Source organism: Acidovorax sp. SUPP2539 (assembly GCF_030158975.1).
Taxonomy (GTDB): domain Bacteria; phylum Pseudomonadota; class Gammaproteobacteria; order Burkholderiales; family Burkholderiaceae_C; genus Paracidovorax.
Window position 1 is genome coordinate 433,345 of record NZ_BQXJ01000004.1, and the last position, 16,523, is coordinate 449,867.

At 66.9% G+C, this 16,523-nt stretch carries 11 protein-coding genes; 10 read left to right on the forward strand and 1 reads right to left on the reverse strand.

Going from position 1 to position 16,523, the window contains the following annotated elements:
- The first annotated feature begins 13 nt into the window (after nt 1-13).
- The 7 genes from tssC to AVTE2539_RS16675 all read left to right on the forward strand — a co-directional run bounded on the left by tssC (nt 14) and on the right by AVTE2539_RS16675 (nt 10,116).
- Complete coding sequence (tssC, locus tag AVTE2539_RS16645; protein WP_284412224.1) at nt 14-1,510, forward strand: type VI secretion system contractile sheath large subunit; 1,497 nt, start codon at nt 14-16, stop codon at nt 1,508-1,510.
- Between the two features lie 195 nt (nt 1,511-1,705).
- On the forward strand, nt 1,706-2,500 hold the full coding sequence (locus tag AVTE2539_RS16650; RefSeq protein ID WP_284412226.1) for a type VI secretion system accessory protein TagJ: 795 nt from the start codon (nt 1,706-1,708) through the stop codon (nt 2,498-2,500).
- Between the two features lie 8 nt (nt 2,501-2,508).
- Entirely contained in the window at nt 2,509-3,033 is a 525-nt protein-coding gene (gene tssE, locus AVTE2539_RS16655) for a type VI secretion system baseplate subunit TssE (RefSeq protein WP_284412228.1), read from the forward strand.
- Nucleotides 3,034-3,099: 66 nt separating this feature from the next.
- Entirely contained in the window at nt 3,100-4,974 is a 1,875-nt protein-coding gene (gene tssF / locus AVTE2539_RS16660) for a type VI secretion system baseplate subunit TssF (RefSeq protein WP_284412231.1), read from the forward strand.
- Nucleotides 4,971-6,101, forward strand: a complete 1,131-nt coding sequence (gene tssG, locus AVTE2539_RS16665; protein ID WP_284412234.1) for a type VI secretion system baseplate subunit TssG — start codon at nt 4,971-4,973, stop codon at nt 6,099-6,101. Before tssF ends, tssG begins: the two co-directional genes overlap by 4 nt.
- Nucleotides 6,102-6,138: 37 nt before the next feature.
- On the forward strand, nt 6,139-8,904 hold the full coding sequence (gene tssH, locus AVTE2539_RS16670; protein ID WP_284412236.1) for a type VI secretion system ATPase TssH: 2,766 nt from the start codon (nt 6,139-6,141) through the stop codon (nt 8,902-8,904).
- 207 nt (nt 8,905-9,111) lie between these two features.
- Complete coding sequence (locus AVTE2539_RS16675) at nt 9,112-10,116, forward strand: DUF2325 domain-containing protein (RefSeq protein WP_284412238.1); 1,005 nt, start codon at nt 9,112-9,114, stop codon at nt 10,114-10,116.
- 139 nt (nt 10,117-10,255) lie between these two features.
- Here the strand turns inward: AVTE2539_RS16675 and putA are convergent, their stop codons facing one another.
- Nucleotides 10,256-14,056, reverse strand: a complete 3,801-nt coding sequence (gene putA / locus AVTE2539_RS16680; protein ID WP_502868936.1) for a trifunctional transcriptional regulator/proline dehydrogenase/L-glutamate gamma-semialdehyde dehydrogenase — start codon at nt 14,054-14,056, stop codon at nt 10,256-10,258.
- Nucleotides 14,057-14,121: 65 nt separating this feature from the next.
- Between putA and AVTE2539_RS16685 the strand changes: the two genes are divergently transcribed.
- The 3 genes from AVTE2539_RS16685 (at nt 14,122) to rlmD (ending at nt 16,509) form a co-directional block, all read left to right on the forward strand.
- Nucleotides 14,122-14,598, forward strand: a complete 477-nt coding sequence (locus tag AVTE2539_RS16685; protein ID WP_272563850.1) for an Lrp/AsnC ligand binding domain-containing protein — start codon at nt 14,122-14,124, stop codon at nt 14,596-14,598.
- A 112-nt stretch (nt 14,599-14,710) separates the two neighbouring features.
- Complete coding sequence (locus tag AVTE2539_RS16690) at nt 14,711-15,025, forward strand: hypothetical protein (RefSeq protein WP_284406375.1); 315 nt, start codon at nt 14,711-14,713, stop codon at nt 15,023-15,025.
- Nucleotides 15,026-15,069: 44 nt separating this feature from the next.
- Nucleotides 15,070-16,509: a 23S rRNA (uracil(1939)-C(5))-methyltransferase RlmD gene (rlmD, locus tag AVTE2539_RS16695; RefSeq protein WP_284412242.1), complete on the forward strand. Its 1,440-nt coding sequence runs from the start codon at nt 15,070-15,072 to the stop codon at nt 16,507-16,509.
- The last annotated feature ends 14 nt before the right edge of the window (nt 16,510-16,523 follow it).

Sequence of the window (16,523 nt, forward strand, 5' to 3'; positions counted from 1 at the left end):
GAGTGACCCGACCATGAACGCACGCCAAATGGAAGCGGCACCAGCCGCCCAGACACTCGAAGGCAACGAATTCGCTTCGCTGCTGCAAAAAGAATTCAAGCCCAAGACCGATCAGGCACGCGAGGCCGTCGAAGCCGCGGTACAGACCTTGGCCCAGCAGGCCCTGGCGGCCTCCGCGACGCTGTCAGATGACGCCTATCAAACGGTGCAGGCCATCATTGCGGAAATCGACCGCAAGCTGTCCGAGCAGGTGAACCAGATCATTCACCACAGCGAATTCCAGCAACTGGAAGGCGCATGGCGCGGTCTGCACCATCTGGTCCACAACACCGAAGTGGACGAGATGCTCAAGATCCGCGTGATGAACATCTCCAAGAAGGAATTGCATCGCAACATGCGGCGCTACAAGGGAGTGGGCTGGGATCAGAGCCCCATCTTCAAGAAGGTGTACGAAGAGGAATACGGTCAGTTCGGTGGCGAGCCCTTCGGCTGCCTGGTCGGCGACTACCACTTCGACCACAGCCCGACCGACGTGGAATTGCTGGGCGAACTGGCCAAGGTGTCCGCCGCGGCGCATTGCCCCTTCATTTCCGGCGCCTCGCCCGCCATGATGCAGATGGAATCCTGGCAGGAACTGGCCAATCCCCGCGACCTGACGAAGATCTTCACCAACACCGAGTACGCCGCCTGGCGCAGCCTGCGCGAGTCCGATGATTCGAAGTACATCGGCCTGGCCATGCCGCGTTTCCTGGCGCGCCTTCCCTACGGCGCCAAGACCAACCCGGTGGACGAATTCGATTTCGAAGAGGAAACCGCCAGCGGCGATCACAGCAAGTACTGCTGGGCCAACTCGGCCTATGCGATGGCCGTGAACATCAACCGCTCGTTCAAGTACTACGGCTGGTGCACGTCCATCCGCGGCGTCGAGTCCGGCGGTGCGGTGGACAACCTGCCTGCCCACACCTTCCCGACGGACGATGGTGGCGTGGACATGAAGTGCCCGACCGAAATCGCCATCAGCGACCGCCGCGAAGCGGAGCTCGCCAAGAACGGCTTCATGCCCCTGGTGCACCGCAAGAACTCCGATGTGGCCGCATTCATCGGTGCACAGTCGCTGAACAAGCCGGCCGAGTACTACGACGCCGACGCCACGGCCAATGCCAATCTGTCCGCGCGCCTGCCTTACATGTTTGCCTGCTGCCGCTTTGCGCACTACCTCAAGTGCATCGTGCGCGACAAGATCGGATCGTTCAAGGAGCGTTCCGACATGGAGCTGTGGCTGAACGACTGGATCATGAATTACGTCGATGGCGATCCAGCCAATTCGTCGCAGGAAACCAAGGCCCGCAAGCCTCTGGCGGCTGCCGAAGTGCAAGTGGAAGAGGTCGAGGGCAACCCGGGTTACTACACCTCCAAGTTCTTCCTGCGTCCGCACTACCAACTCGAAGGCCTGACTGTTTCGCTGCGCCTGGTTTCGAAGCTGCCGTCGGTCAAGCAAGCCGGCGACTGATCCAGCGCTCTTGCGACAGGCGTCGGGGGTCATGACTCCCACGCCTGTGGATTCACCACCGCGCTGACTTTCGATGGGCGCAGACCACGGGGTGCCTGACATGGCATCGGCCCTGGTCTCGCGCCGGCTTCCCGCCGGGAGGATGCATCGGCGGCGCTGTCTTCATGCCTTTTCGTTCAAGGTCCCATCCGTCCCATGATCTTTGATTCCAAGCTTCCGTTGGATACGCAGCTGAGTTCGTTGAAGGAGGCCATTCGCAAGGATCCGGCGGATGCGTCTCTGCGCGTTTACTACTTTCAGATGCTGGTGCTGTTCGGCGAGTGGCAGAAGGCGCTCGACCAGTTGCAGATCTGCGCGCAACTGGACAGCAAGACGGCGCCGATGGCCAAGGCCTACCGCGAGGTGATTCTTTGCGAAGTGGCTCGGCGGGACGTGTTCGCTGGCCGGCGCACACCACAGATTCTCGGGGACCCTCCGGCCTGGCTGGGCTGGATGGTCGAGGCGCTCCAGTGCGCGGCGGACGGCCAGGCCGAAAAGGCCGCCGAACTGCGCAGCAGTGCCTTTGACGAGGCACCTGCTTCGCCGGGTGAATTGGACGGAACCCCCTTCGAGTGGCTGGCGGATTCCGATGCACGGCTGGGCCCGGTCTGCGAGTTGTATGCCAACGGCGGGTACTACTGGGTTCCTTTCACCGCGATCCAGCAGATCAACTTCGAAAAACCGCAGGACTTGCGCGATCTGGTCTGGTCGGCCTGCGAGGTGACGCTGGTCAACGGCGGGCAGATGCTCGGCTTCATTCCCACCCGGTACCCGGGCTCGGAAAGCGTGGCGTCCGATGGCGTGCGCTTGTCGCGCACCACCGAGTGGAGCGATCTGGGGCAGGAGCAGGTGGCTGGCCTCGGCCAGCGCGTGTGGATTTCCGAGCAGGCAGACCATGCGCTGCTGGACGTGCGCCGCATCAAGTTCACGGCCGAATCGACCCAGGGCTGATCCGATCCATGGCGACCACGCGCCCCAATGACAACTTCGGCAACGGAAAGGACCGCCTGCAGCCGGCCCTGCTGGACCGCCTGACGGACCACGAGCCCAGCAAGCGCACCGAGCGTGCCGATGCCGTCTATGTCACCGAGGCCCGCCTGCGCCAGGCCTTGTTGCGGGATCTGAACTGGTTGCTCAACGCTTCGGATGCGACCTCGCACATCGACTTCGACGGCCTTCCCGAGGCAGAACGGTCGGTGATCAACTTCGGCATGACGCCACTGGCAGGCCAGTTGCTGTCCGAGCTGGACTGGAAGGACATCGAGAAAGCCATCCGCAAGTCCATCCTGGCCCACGAGCCCCGCATCCTTCGCGACACGCTGACGGTGGCCCTGGCCCCCTCCAGCAAGCTGTTCAGCCACCACAACACGCTGCAGTTCGAAATCCGCTGCCAGTTCTGGTCCGCGCCTTATCCGATGGAATTGCTGCTCAAGACCAGCCTGGACCTGGAAACCGGGCAGGTGGTCGTCTCTGATTTACGGTGAAGTGATCCAGGCCATGCATATTTGCGCCATCCGACCGGTCCTCCATGTGCCGGAGGGCATGTCCCGATGAATCCTCGCCTTGTCGAGTACTACAACCGGGAACTCAGCTATCTGCGGGAACTGGGTGCCGAATTCGCGGCCGCCTTTCCCAAGGTGGCGGGGCGCCTGTCGCTGCGCGAACTGGAGGTGGCCGACCCTTATGTGGAGCGCCTGCTTGAGGGGTTCAGCTTCCTGACCGCCCGCATCCAGATGAAGATGGATGCGGAGTTTCCCCGGCTCTCCCAGCGCATTCTGGAAATGGTTTGCCCGCACTATCTGGCCCCCACGCCGTCGATGGTGGTGGTGCAGATGGACCCCAGCGCGAGCGAAGGGAGCCTGGCCGATGGCTACACGCTGCCGGTGGGCAGCGTGCTGAGGGCGCGCAAGACGGCGGAGGAGCAGACGCCGTGCGACTTCCGCACCGGGCACGAGCTTACTTTGTGGCCAATCGATCTCACCCAGGCCCGACTCGGCGGCCCGCCGCTGGACCTGCCGCTGTCGCGGCTGCGCCTGCCCGAAGAGCCTGCGGCACACCTGCGCATCGACCTGTCCACCCGTGGAGCGCTGCGGTTTTGCGACCTGCGCATGGACCGGCTGGAGGTGCACATCTCGGCAGGCGATGCGGTGGCATCGCACCTGCAGGAGCTGATCCACGAGTCGCTGATCGGCATCGTGGTGCACGATGCGCAGGACCCCTCGCGGGTCTGGGCCCACCTGCCGGCCGATGCCCTGCAGGCAGAAGGCTACGAGCAGTCGCAGGCCCTGCTGCCGTACTCGCACCGCAGCTTCCAGGGGCACCGGCTGCTCCATGAGTATTTCGCGTTCCCGGCGCGGTTCCGGTTCTTCTCGATTCGCGGGCTGCAAACCGCACTGGCCAAGGCCGAGACCAAGGCCGTTGCGATCACCTTGCTGCTGCGCCGTGCCCAGCCTGCGCTGGAAGCCCAGGTGGATCGGCACAAGTTCCTGCTGCACTGCGTGCCCGCGATCAACCTGTTCGAACGCCCGGCCGACCGCATCCATGTGGCGCCGAACGTCAACGAATACCACGTGGTGCCCGACCGCACCCGCCCTCGGGATTTCGAGGTCTACAGCGTTCTGGGCGTGACCGGCCACCGCGAGGGGCAGCTCAACGACCGCGAGTTCGTGCCGCTGTTTTCTTCCATCCATGGCATCCGGTCCAGCGACCAGGCCTACTTTGCTGCGCGCAGGGAGCCTCGCCTGTTTTCGGAGCATGCGGCGCGCTTCGGCCCCCGCACGCAGTACCTAGGCAGCGAGGTGTTCATCTCCCTCGTGGATCAGCGGGAAGCCCCGTTTTCGGACGATCTCAAGCAGCTGAGCGTGCGCACCCTGTGCACCAACCGCGACCTGCCGTTGCTGATGGGCGGGCGCAGCAGCGAGGGCGACTTCACCACGGTGGAATCCGTGCCGGTGGACCGCGTTCGCACTGTCGCGGGCCCCACGCGGCCCACGTCCAGCGTGGCTGAGAACGAGATCACCTGGCGCCTCATCTCGCACCTGTCCCTGAACTACCTGGCGATGACCGACCTGTCGGAAGAAGAGGGCGCGGCCACGCTGCGCGATCTGCTGCGGCTGTACCTCGACCTGGGCGACAAGGACCTGTCTGGCCAGGTCTCCAGCATCAAGGGCGTGGGCATTTCCGCCATCACCCGCCGCCTGCCTCAGCATGGGCAACTGGTGTATGGCCGTGGCGTGGGGGTCTCGGTCGGCGTGGACGAAAGCTCGCTGGCCGGTGTCAGCCCCTGGCCGCTGATGGCCGTCCTGGAGCGCTTCTTCGCGCGGCACGTGGGAGTGAACAGCTACACCGAACTGGCCCTCGATTCGCGCCAGCGCGGCCGCATCGCGCAGTGGCGCGTGCGGCCTGGCCAAAGGCCCTGCACATGAGCCGTTTGCCCACGCTCGACGCGGGCGACGCCCGGCAGGCGCGGATTGCACGGCCGGCGAGCGAGGCCGGGGTGGCGCTCTTTTGGCAGAAGCTGAAAGACAACCCGCACGAATTCGATCTGTTCTTCACGTTGCGGCTGCTGCAGGCCCGCCAGCCCGAGTTTCCCCGGTTCGGCCGGGCACTGCGGCCCCAGGGCGAGTCTCTGCGCCTGGGCCAGGACCCGTCGCTGGCCTTTGCGCCGGCGACCCTCGCGGAGGTCCTGCCCGCTGTGGCGGGCCAGCCAGAGCGGCTGATGGTGTGGAATTTCGGGCTCTACGGGCCCAACGGGCCGATGCCCACACACCTCACGGAGTACGTGCGCGAGCGCCTGAGGCAGTACGACGACCCGACGCTGGCGCGCTTCTCGGACATCTTCCACCACCGGCTCTTGCTGCTGTTCTTTCGGGCCTGGTCTGACCCGCAGCCGACCACCTCGCTGGACCGGGCGGGCGACGACTCCTTCGGCCGGCACGTGCGCAGCCTGGTGGGGCTGGGCGAGCCCACACAGCGGTCCCGCGACGCGGTGCCGGACCACGCCAAGCAGTACATGGCGGGCCACCTCACCCGCTGGACGCGCAACCCGGAAGGCCTGACGGCGGCCATTCGCCTGTATTTCGGCGTGCCGGTGGAGTTGATCGAATACGCGCTGCACTACCTGGAACTCGAACCCCGCCAGCAGACGCGGCTGTCGCGCAATGCCTGCAATTCACAACTGGGCGTGGACACCGTGGTCGGAAGCCGGGTGCCCGATGCACAGAGCAAATTCCGGTTGCGGATCGGGCCGCTCACGCTGGCGCAGTACGAACGCTTCCTGCCTTCAGGCGAAGACTTCCAGGCGCTGGTGGACTGGGTGCGCAACTACCTGGGCATCGAGTTCGCGTGGGACTTCGAGCTGGTGCTGCGCCGCGAAGACGTGCCCCCCTGCCAGCTCGGCGGCGCCACGCGGCTGGGGTGGACGACCTGGTCACTGTCGGCGCCCGCCACCCGCGATCCGGACGACTTCCGCCTGGACCCCGAGCACTGGCTGACCCTGCGCAAGGGCGCTGCCCGCCGCTCCACCTCGCCGCCCACATCCGCGCACACCTGATGCGTTCCCTTTTTAAAAACTGACTCACCGAGGTCCCATGTCTGAAATTAGCCGGCAAGCCCTTTTCGGAAAATTGAATCCCCTGCTGTTCAAGTCGCTGGAAAGCGCTACGGTGTTCTGCAAACTGCGCGGCAACCCGTATGTGGAGCTGGTGCACTGGCTGCACCAACTGCTGCAGGAAACCGATTCCGATCTGGTGCGCGTGTTCCGGCACTTCGAGATCGATGCCGAAAAGCTCGCGGCCGACGTGCTGCAGAGCCTGGACCGTCTTCCTCGCGGGGCCACCTCGATCAGCGATTTCTCGGCCCAGATCGAGACCGCCATCGAGCGTGGCTGGGTCTATGCCACGCTGATGTTCGGCGAGTCCCAGATCCGCAGTGCCTACTGGCTCTCCGGCATGGTGCGCACGCGTGCGCTGGCCAATGAATTGCGGGCCATCTCCAGCGAACTGGGCCGCTTGACGGAGCCGGCCTTGAGCGACGCGTTCGCGCGGCTGCTGCCCGATTCGCCGGAATCGCGCCTGGGCGCGGCAGACGGTTCCGGCCTCTCGGGCGTGCCCGGCGAGGCCAGTGGTGCCACAGGCCCGGCCGGCACGGGGCGTGGCGAGGCGTTGCAGAAATACACGGTCGATCTGACCGAGCGCGCGCGCCAGCAAGAGCTGGACCCCGTCACCGGGCGCGACGAAGAAGTCCGCCAGATGGTCGACATCCTGATGCGCCGCCGCCAGAACAACCCGATCCTCGTCGGTGAGGCTGGCGTGGGCAAGACGGCCGTGGTCGAAGGCCTGGCGCTGCGCATCGCGGCGGGCGATGTGCCGCCGCCGCTCAAGGACGTGCAGCTGCGCGTCGTGGACATCGGCCTGCTGCAGGCCGGCGCCAGCATGAAGGGCGAGTTCGAGAACCGCTTGCGGGCCCTGCTGGACGAGGTGCAGGCCAGCACGGCGCCCATCGTGCTCTTCATTGACGAAGTCCATACGCTGATCGGCGCGGGCGGGCAGGCCGGCACGGGCGATGCGGCCAACCTGCTCAAGCCGGCGCTCGCGCGCGGCGTGCTGCGCACCATCGGCGCCACCACCTGGGCCGAGTACAAAAAGTACATCGAGAAAGACCCGGCGCTCACCCGGCGCTTCCAGCTCGTGCAGATCCACGAGCCGGACGAAGCCAAGGCCGTGCTCATGCTGCGTGGCGTGGCCGCCAAGCTGGAAGGCCACCACCGCGTGCGCATCGGCGACGACGCGGTGGCTGCCGCCGTCAGCCTGTCGCACCGCTACATCCCCTCGCGGCAACTGCCGGACAAGGCGGTGAGCCTGCTGGACACCGCCTGCTCGCGCGTGGCGATGGGCCTGCATGCCACCCCGGCGCGCCTGGAGGCCGTGATCCGGCAACTGGAGTCGCTGGCGGTCGAAAAGGACATCGTGCAGCGCGAGCTGGACCTGGGCGTGGGCGAGACCGAACGCTTCGACGAAATCAATGCGTCGCTGGCGCGGCTGGAGGCGGAGCATGAGGTGCTCAAGGCCCGCTTCGAAAGCGAAAAGGCCATGGTGCAGCAGATCGTGGACGTGGAGGCTGCCGTGCTGTCCCGCCGCGTGGCCAAGGAAGCCGCGGCCCAAGCTGCGCCGCACGCCGAAAGCGTTGCGCAGGGCGGCACCGTGGCACCCGCCGATGCGCAGGGCCCGGCCGATTCGGCACCGTCGCCAGCGCAGGGCGACGGTACGGACCCCGCTGCTGTCCAGCAGTTAAGTGGCCTGCGCGGTGAACTGCTGCGCATGCAGGGCGAGGACCCGCTGCTGCAGCCCGTGGTCGATGCCAGCGTGGTGGCCGCCGTGGTGGCGGAGTGGACCGGCATTCCGGTGGGCCGCATGGTGCGCGACGAAGTCAAATCGGTGCTCACGCTGGCGGACACGCTGGAAAAGCGGGTGATCGGCCAGCGGCACGGCCTGGAGGCCATCACGCGGCGCATCCAGACCGCCCGCGCGCAGCTGGACAACCCGGGCAAGCCCATCGGCGTGTTCCTGCTGGCAGGTCCGTCGGGCGTTGGCAAGACCGAGACCGCGCTTTCGCTCGCCGAGGCGCTGTACGGTGGCGAACAGAACCTCATCACCATCAACATGAGCGAGTTCCAGGAAGCGCACACGGTCTCGACCCTGAAGGGCGCGCCGCCCGGCTACGTGGGCTACGGCGAAGGCGGTGTGCTGACCGAAGCCGTGCGCCGTCGGCCCTACAGCGTGGTGCTGCTCGATGAGATCGAGAAGGCCCACCCCGACGTGCACGAGCTGTTCTTCCAGGTGTTCGACAAGGGTTGGATGGAAGACGGGGAAGGGCGTTACATCGATTTCAAGAACACGGTGATCATCCTGACCTCCAACGTGGGTTCGGAGCTGATCGCCGGCATGTGCCGCGACCCCGATCTGGTGCCGCCGCCCGAGGCCCTGGCCAAGGCCGTGCGCCAGCCGTTGCTCGAAAAGTTTCCGGCTGCGTTGCTGGGCCGGCTGGTGGTGGTGCCGTATTTCCCCATCTCCGACGCGATGCTGGACCAGATCATCCGCCTGCAACTGCAGCGCATCCAGACCCGCATCCTGGAGCGGCACAACGCGCAGTTCACGTTCGACGAGGCCGCGGTGCAGCTGATCCGCCAGCGCTGCAGCGAGGTCGAATCCGGCGCGCGCATGGTGGACGGCATCATCACGCAGAACCTGCTGCCACGCCTGGCCATGCAGTTCCTGCAATCGTCCGTGGACGCGCACGTGATCCGCCAGATCCAGCTCAGCGCATCGGACAGCGATTTCGAGATCGTGTTCGGTTGATGCCGATGCTCCATGGCCCCGGCGCAGGGGCCATGGAGGCTGGCGCCGGCCCCAGGGCTACCGGCAAGGAAGAGGGAATGGTGCTGGCGGCAGGCGCTCGCACGCCGGTGAAGGCCGCGCGGCATTTGCAGTCTGCAAAGGACGCCGTTCATTCGTTCGAACGGATGCATTCATCGCAAAAAAAGCCTGGCTACGCGAGCACGCCCGTTGGCTGGCAAAAAACGACCCTTCGGACGGAGAGTCCGGGAGTCGCCCCACGATGAAACCGATTGGGGGCTGACCGGATTGGCGGTGGATTATGAGAAGAACCACCGAAGACCCTGGCCAGCGATTGACGCCAGTGTATCATTAAATGAGAATGGTTATCAATCAAATGTGCCGCGATCGCAGCGGCACCTCAGCAGTTCACTGCGGGTCGAGCAGGGCGCAGCCGGGTGCGCCGCGCTGGACATCGGGCTCGTCCCGCATCGGTTTGAAAAGGGAGCGCAGATGACCGACACGCCGTTGGAAGATCTCATCGAGGAACACCGAGTCCTTCTGGACGGGTATGGGCGGGCTCAGATCCGCTGCAGCCGTCTGCTGGCGATGCAGGCTGCAGAGATCGAGCGCCTGCAGGCCCAGTCCATCCGCCTGCGGGCACGGGCCATCGTGGCTGAGACGGCGCTGGCATTCGCCCGGGAGGAGGCCGCCGAAGGGAATGCCGCGGCGCTCCAGGGCCCTGCGCGGCGGCGTGCCATGGGTCGGCAGATCGAAGCCCTGGGGCAGCGCATCCATGAGCTCATGCGCGAGGTGCTGCATTGGCAGTGGCGGGCCGCGCGTTCCCATCACACCATGCCATTGCCTGCCATGGCGTTGCGGGCGGTGGCGACCGAGGGCCTGTCGGCCCGGCCAGGACGCATGCGGTCCGTGGTTTGCATTGCGCCGGATGCCGCGGGCAGCCTGATCGCGCAGCCGGTGGGCCGCAAGCCGGAAGCGGCGGTGGAAGAAAGCGCTGCCGCATTGCCCGGCGGAAATGCGGCGCTGGAAGCCAGCCTGATTGCCGCCGACTTCGTGATCTGCCAGACCGGCTGCGTCGGCCATGACGACTATTGGCGGGTGCAGGACCACTGCAAGCGCACGGGCAAACCGTGCGTGCTGGTGGACCAGCCCCAGGTCGTTCAGATCATGCGGGGGCTGGCGCATCCGCAGGACGAGCCCGTGCTGCAGTGGTAGGCCAGCAGCCCACGCACCGCGGGCTTCGGACGGGCGCGACCGTTAGCGGCTGACGATCGGTTGCTATGAAATTTATAGCTATATGCCCTAGTCGATCATGTGCTGGAGGCCATTTTGACTATCAGCCTCTTGTCACGCATCAGGCCATGGTCATCAGGCTGGCGTTGCCGCCGGCCGCTGCGGTGTTCACGCTCAGGGCGCGTTCGATCACCAGCCGCTCCAGCGGCACCACGGTGCCCCCCGCCGCCAACGTGGTGATGCCTACGATGGGACCCGGCCTCTGCGCCATCTGATGGCACAGCGCCGCCAGTGCCTCGGCGCTGCCCTGGTGCAGCACGGCGTCCAGCGCCACGCTGGGGCTGCGCCAGTCGTTCGCCAACGCCACGCGCGTCTGCACGCTGGCGGGCAGCCGGGCATGCAGGGCGCTGGCTTCGGCCACCGGCCACACCGCGCTGCCCCCGACGGCCAGCACTGCCGCCAACTGGGTCAGGCGATCGCTGTCGTTGTCGGCCAGGCAGAGCGTGCGGGCGCGGGGCGCCAGCGTGTACTGGTTGCGCTCGCCCGTGGGGCCCGGCAGGGTGCAAGCCAGGCCGGCCACCGCGGCATCGGCCAAGGCCGTGCAGGTCGCGGCCAGCGTGGCATGGCCTGCGCCCGGTGCCCAGTCGGCCAGGGCCTGCAGCGGGGCCTGCAGCACGGCGCGCGCAGCGGCGTCCGGTGGGGTGGCGGCCGTGCTGTCGATGGCGGCACGCGCGGCGTCGGCCGGATGCTGGGACAGCAGGCGCAGCAGGTACAGCGGCCCGCCGGCCTTGGGGCCCGTGCCCGACAGGCCCTCGCCGCCGAAAGGCTGCACGCCCACGACGGCGCCCACCATGTTGCGGTTCACATAGACATTGCCCGCGTGCGCGCGGCGCACCACGCGCTCCACCGTCTCGTCGATGCGCGTGTGCAGCCCCTGCGTGAGGCCGTAGCCCGTCGCGTTGATCTGGTCGAGCAGGGTGTCCAGCCCATCGCTGGCGTAGCGCACCACGTGCAGCACGGGGCCGAACACTTCGCGCTTGAGTTCACCGATGCTGGACAGCTCGATCAGCGTGGGGGCGACGAAGGTGCCGCGTGCCAGCACCTTGGCATCCACTGCTGGGCGGAACACGGCGCGGCCTTGGGCGCGCAGCGTGGCCACGTGCTCTTCGATGCCGGCGCGGGCCTCTTCGTCGATCACCGGGCCTACGTCCACCGCCAGCAGGCCGGGATCGCCCACGGTCAGCTCGGCCATGGCGCCCTTGAGCATGGTGATCACGCGGTCGGCCGCATCGGCCTGCACGCACAGCACACGCAGGGCGGAGCAGCGCTGGCCGGCGCTGTCGAAGGCCGAGGCCACCACATCGCCCACCACCTGCTCTACCAGCGCGGAGGAGTCCACGATCATCGCGTTCTGCCCGCCGGTTTCGGCAATCAGCGGAATCGGGCGGCCCTGCGCGTCGAGCCGTCCGGCCACGCTGCGCTGCAGGATGCGCGCGACTTCGGTGGAGCCGGTGAACATCACGCCCATCACACGGGCATCGCCCACCAGCCGGGCGCCGACCGTCTCGCCACGCCCTGGCAGCAGTTGCACCGCACCGTGCGGCACGCCCGCTTCATGCAGCAGGCGCACGGCTTCGGCCGCGATCAGCGGGGTTTGCTCGGCGGGTTTGGCCAGCACGGTGTTGCCGGCGGCCAGGGCGGCGGCCACCTGTCCCATGAAGATGGCGAGCGGAAAATTCCACGGGCTGATGCAGACCACCGGGCCGAGCGGGCGGTGGGTTTCGTTGTCGAAATGGCCCTCGGTCTGCACGGCGTAGTAGCGCAGGAAGTCCACCGCCTCGCGCACTTCGGCCACCGCGTTGGCGCAGGTCTTGCCGGCCTCGCGCATCAGCAGGCTCATCAGCTGAGGCAAGCCCACCTCCAGCAGGCCGGCGGTGCGCCGCAGCGCAGCAGCCCGTGCGTTGGGCGCCGTGGCGGCCCAGCCGGGGCCGGCATCGCAGGCGGCCTGCAGCGCGCAGTCCACGTCGGCATCGGTCGCCTCCTGCACGTGGCCCACGACATCGGTGGGGTCCGCGGGGTTGCGCACGGCCAGCGTCGTGCCTGCATCGGCCACCGGGCCGTCGATGAGGGGCTCGGCCTGCCAGAACTGTTGCCTTTCAGCGGTCAGTGCATTCGACAGCCGGGCCAGCACGGATTCGTTGGACAGGTCGACTCCCGCCGAATTGGCGCGGCGGGTCCCGTACAGGTCCTTGGGCAGCGGAATGCGGGGATGGGGCAGGGCAGTGGTGCCTTCCGCCGCGGCGGCGGCATCCACCGTGGCGACGGGGTCGCTGACGAGCGATTCCAGCGCCAGCGTGGTGTCAGCCACGCGGTTCACGAACGAGGTGTTGGCACCGTTTTCCAGCAACCGGCGCACCAGGTAGGCGAGCAAGGTTTCGTGCGTGCCCACCGGCGCGTAGATGCGGCAGGGGCGGCCCAGCTTGCCGTCCGATGGTGCGCCCACCACCTGCTCGTACAGCGGCTCGCCCATGCCGTGCAGGCACTGGAACTCGTACTGGCCGGGCTGGTACCCGGAGCCTGCGAGTTGGTAAATGGTGGCCAGCGTCTGCGCGTTGTGCGTGGCGAACTGGGGGTACACCACGTCGGTGGCGGCGAGCAGCTTGCGTGCGCAGGCGATGTAGGAGACGTCGGTGTGCGCCTTGCGGGTGTACACCGGGTAGTCGGACAGGCCGTCCAGCTGAGCGCGCTTGATCTCGCTGTCCCAGTAGGCGCCCTTGACCAGGCGGATCATCAGTCGGTGCCCGGTGTTGCGCGCCAGGTCGATCACCCAGTCGATCACGTGCGGACAGCGCTTCTGGTAGGCCTGGATGACGAAGCCGATGCCGTTCCAGCCCGCCAGCGACGGGGCGCGGCACAGCCGCTCCAGCAGGTCGAGCGACAGCTCCAGCCGGTCGGCCTCTTCGGCGTCGATGTTCAGTCCGATGTCGTACTGGCGGGCCAGCTCGACCAGTTGCAGCACCTTGGGGTACAGCTCGTCCATCACGCGGGCATATTGCGCCCGGCTGTAGCGCGGGTGCAGCGCCGACAGCTTGATCGAGATGCCGGGCCCCTCGTACACGCCGCGGCCGGCGGATGCCTTGCCGATGGCATGGATCGCCTCCACATACGAACGCAGATATCGCGCCGCATCGTCGGCGGTCAGCGCGGCCTCGCCCAGCATGTCGTAGGAGTAGCGAAAGCCCTGTGCCTCCATCGCGCGGGCGTTGGACAGCGCCTGTTCGATCGTTTCACCGGTGACGAACTGCTCGCCCATCATGCGCATCGCCATGTCCACGCCCTTGCGGATGAGGGGCTCGCCGCCCTTGGCGGTCAGGCGCCGCAGCGCGGAAGTCAGGCCGCGCTCGCTGTGCGTGGCCACCAGCTTGCCGGTGAGCAGCAACCCCCAGGTGGCGGCGTTCACGAACAGCGAGGGGCTCTTGCCCAGATGGGGCTCCCAATCGCCCGAGCGGATCTTGTCGCGGATCAACGCGTCGCGCGTCGCACTGTCGGGAATGCGCAGCAAGGCCTCGGCCAGGCACATGAGCGCAACCCCTTCCTGGGACGACAGGGCGAACTCCTGCAGCAAGCCCTGCACGATGCCCGCCCGTCCGCCAGCGCTCTTGCGGTGGCGCAACGTGTCGGCCAGGCGCAGGGCCAGCGCCTTGATGTCGCCGGACACACTGCCCGGCAGACGCGCCAGATCCAGAAAGGGGGCCAGCGCCTGCGGCTCGGACCGCCGGTATGCGGCGGTGATGGCGTGGCGCAACGGATGGCTGTCCAGGGGGCGGGGCGCGAAGGCGAAATCGTCGGTTGCGGGTGCGGCAGAGTCGGCGGAGAGGGACATGGCGGCGTAGGAAGACCAGTGAGCTGGAGGTCTGTGCATCATGCAAGCGATTAATTTGAATTACTTTCCAAAAAAACCCGATAGAACAGAATAAAAATCCAAAGATGCAAGACGCCGAACCCTCCCTGGATCGCATTGATCGCCGCATCCTCAAAACGCTGCAGGAAGACGGACGCATCGCGAACCTCAAACTGGCGGAACGCGTGGCGCTGTCGCCCACGGCCGTGCTGTCCCGCGTGCAGCGCCTCACCCGCGACGGATACATCTTGGGTTACGAGGCGCGGCTCAATCCGCTCAAGCTCGGGGCCGGGCTGCTGGTGTTCGTGGAGGTGCTGCTGGACCGCACGACCCCCAACGTGTTCGACCAGTTCAAGGCGGCGGTGCAGGTGCACCCCGAAATCCTGGAGTGCCACATGGTGGCGGGCGGGTTCGACTACCTGCTCAAAACCCGCTCGGCCGACATGACGGCCTACCGCGAATTTGCCGGCCATGTGCTCTGGCAACTGCCGGGCGTGCGCGAGACGAGAACCTACGCCGTCATGGAAGAGGTCAAGCACTCCACCCACCTGAATCTGGGCTGAACGGGGCGCTGTCTGTCGCACCGGGGCTCCCATCGCTGATCCGCCGTGGCATGAAGTCCGCAATAATCGGCGCCATTCACCTGCGATAACGCACCGAGGAAGGGATCCCACCATGCCAGCCATCCGCTATGCCGCCGCCGCGCTTCTGGCCGGCTTTTTCTCCCAGGGCGCGTCTGCCGCCTGCTACCTCGTCTATGGCGCCGACCAGCAGGTGCTCTACCGCTCGCAACGGCCTCCGGTGGACCTGGCCCGCCAGGTGCACGAAACGCTTCCCCGCGTGGTTCCCGGAGGCACGCTGGTGTTCACGCTGGACAACTATGGCTGCGAATTGGAGATCAACCGGCTTCCTGTGTCTGCATCCATGGGCGGCGCTTCGGTGCAAGCGTTGCCCGCCACACCGCGCCGCGCACGCGCCGATCGCAGTTGACGCCTCGCGCCGGGAAGGGCGGCCCGGCCTGAGACAATCGGGGGATGAGCGACCCCACAGAAACACCGATCCCCACGAACGAATGGCCGCAAGGCTGGCTGGAAGTCACGTCCATGGACATGGACGCCCAGGGCGTGGCCCGCAAGCCCGACGGCAAGGTCGTCTTCATCGACGGCGCCTTGCCCCACGAACTCGTCACCGCCAATACCCACCGCAAGAAGAACAACTGGGAGCAGGCCAGCCTCACGGCAATCCACCGCGAATCGTCGCAACGCGTGCGCCCGGGCTGCCCGCATTTCGGCCTGCATGCCGGGGCTTGCGGCGGCTGCAAGATGCAGCACCTGCACGTGGCTGCCCAGGTGGCCGTGAAGCAGCGGGTGCTAGAGGACAACCTCTGGCACCTGGGCAAGGTCAAGGCCGAGACCATCATGCGGCCCATCGAAGGCCCGGCCTGGGGATATCGCTACCGTGCGCGCCTTTCGGTCCGCTACGTGATCAAGAAAGGCCAGGTGCTCGTCGGCTTCCACGAGCGCAAGAGCCGCTACGTGGCCGACATGGAGGTCTGCCCCGTGCTTCCCCCCCATGTGAGCGCCATGCTGGTGCCGTTGCGCGCCCTGATCGCCTCCATGGAGGCCCGCGACACCTGCCCCCAGATCGAACTGGCCTGCGGCGACCACGTCACCGCCCTGGTCCTGCGGCACCTGGAACCCCTGAGCGCGGACGACCTGGCCAAGCTGCGAGCCTTTGCGGCCGAGCAGGGCGTGCAATGGTGGCTGCAGCCCAAGGGGCCCGATACCGTGAAGCTGCTGGATGCCGAGAGCGAGCAGCTGTCCTATGCCTTGCCTGATTTCGGCATCACCATGCCGTTCAAGCCCACGGACTTCACGCAGGTGAATCCGCACATCAACCGCGTCCTGGTGTCGCGTGCCTTGCGCCTGCTGGACGCGCGCAAGCAGGAGCGGGTGATCGACTGGTTCTGCGGCCTGGGCAACTTCACGCTGCCCATCGCCACGCAGGCGCGCGAAGTGCTGGGCATCGAAGGCAGCGAGGCCCTCGTGGCCCGTTCGCGCGAGAACTACCGGTACAACCAGGCCTTGGCCGCCGAAGGGCAGCCCCTGGCCCCGACGGACTTCGTCGCGCGGAATCTGTTCGAAATGACCCCGGAGATGCTGGTGGCCGATGGCGTGGCGGACAAGTGGCTGGTCGATCCACCCCGCGAAGGGGCCTTTGCCCTCGCAAAAGCCCTGGCGGACATCCACCAGGCACGCCTGGGTGCCGAAGAGGCGCCTGCGCTGCCGGCAGGGGCCGAAGGGTGGGTGCCGCCCCAGCGCATCGTGTACGTGAGCTGCAATCCGGCCACGCTGGCACGCGATGCGGGGCTTCTGGTGCACCAGGCGGGCTATCGGTGCGTGGCCGCGGGCGTGGTCAACATGTTCCCCCACACGGCGCACGTGGAGAGCATGGCGGTGTTCGAGCGCGCCTGACGGCGCCGTCAACG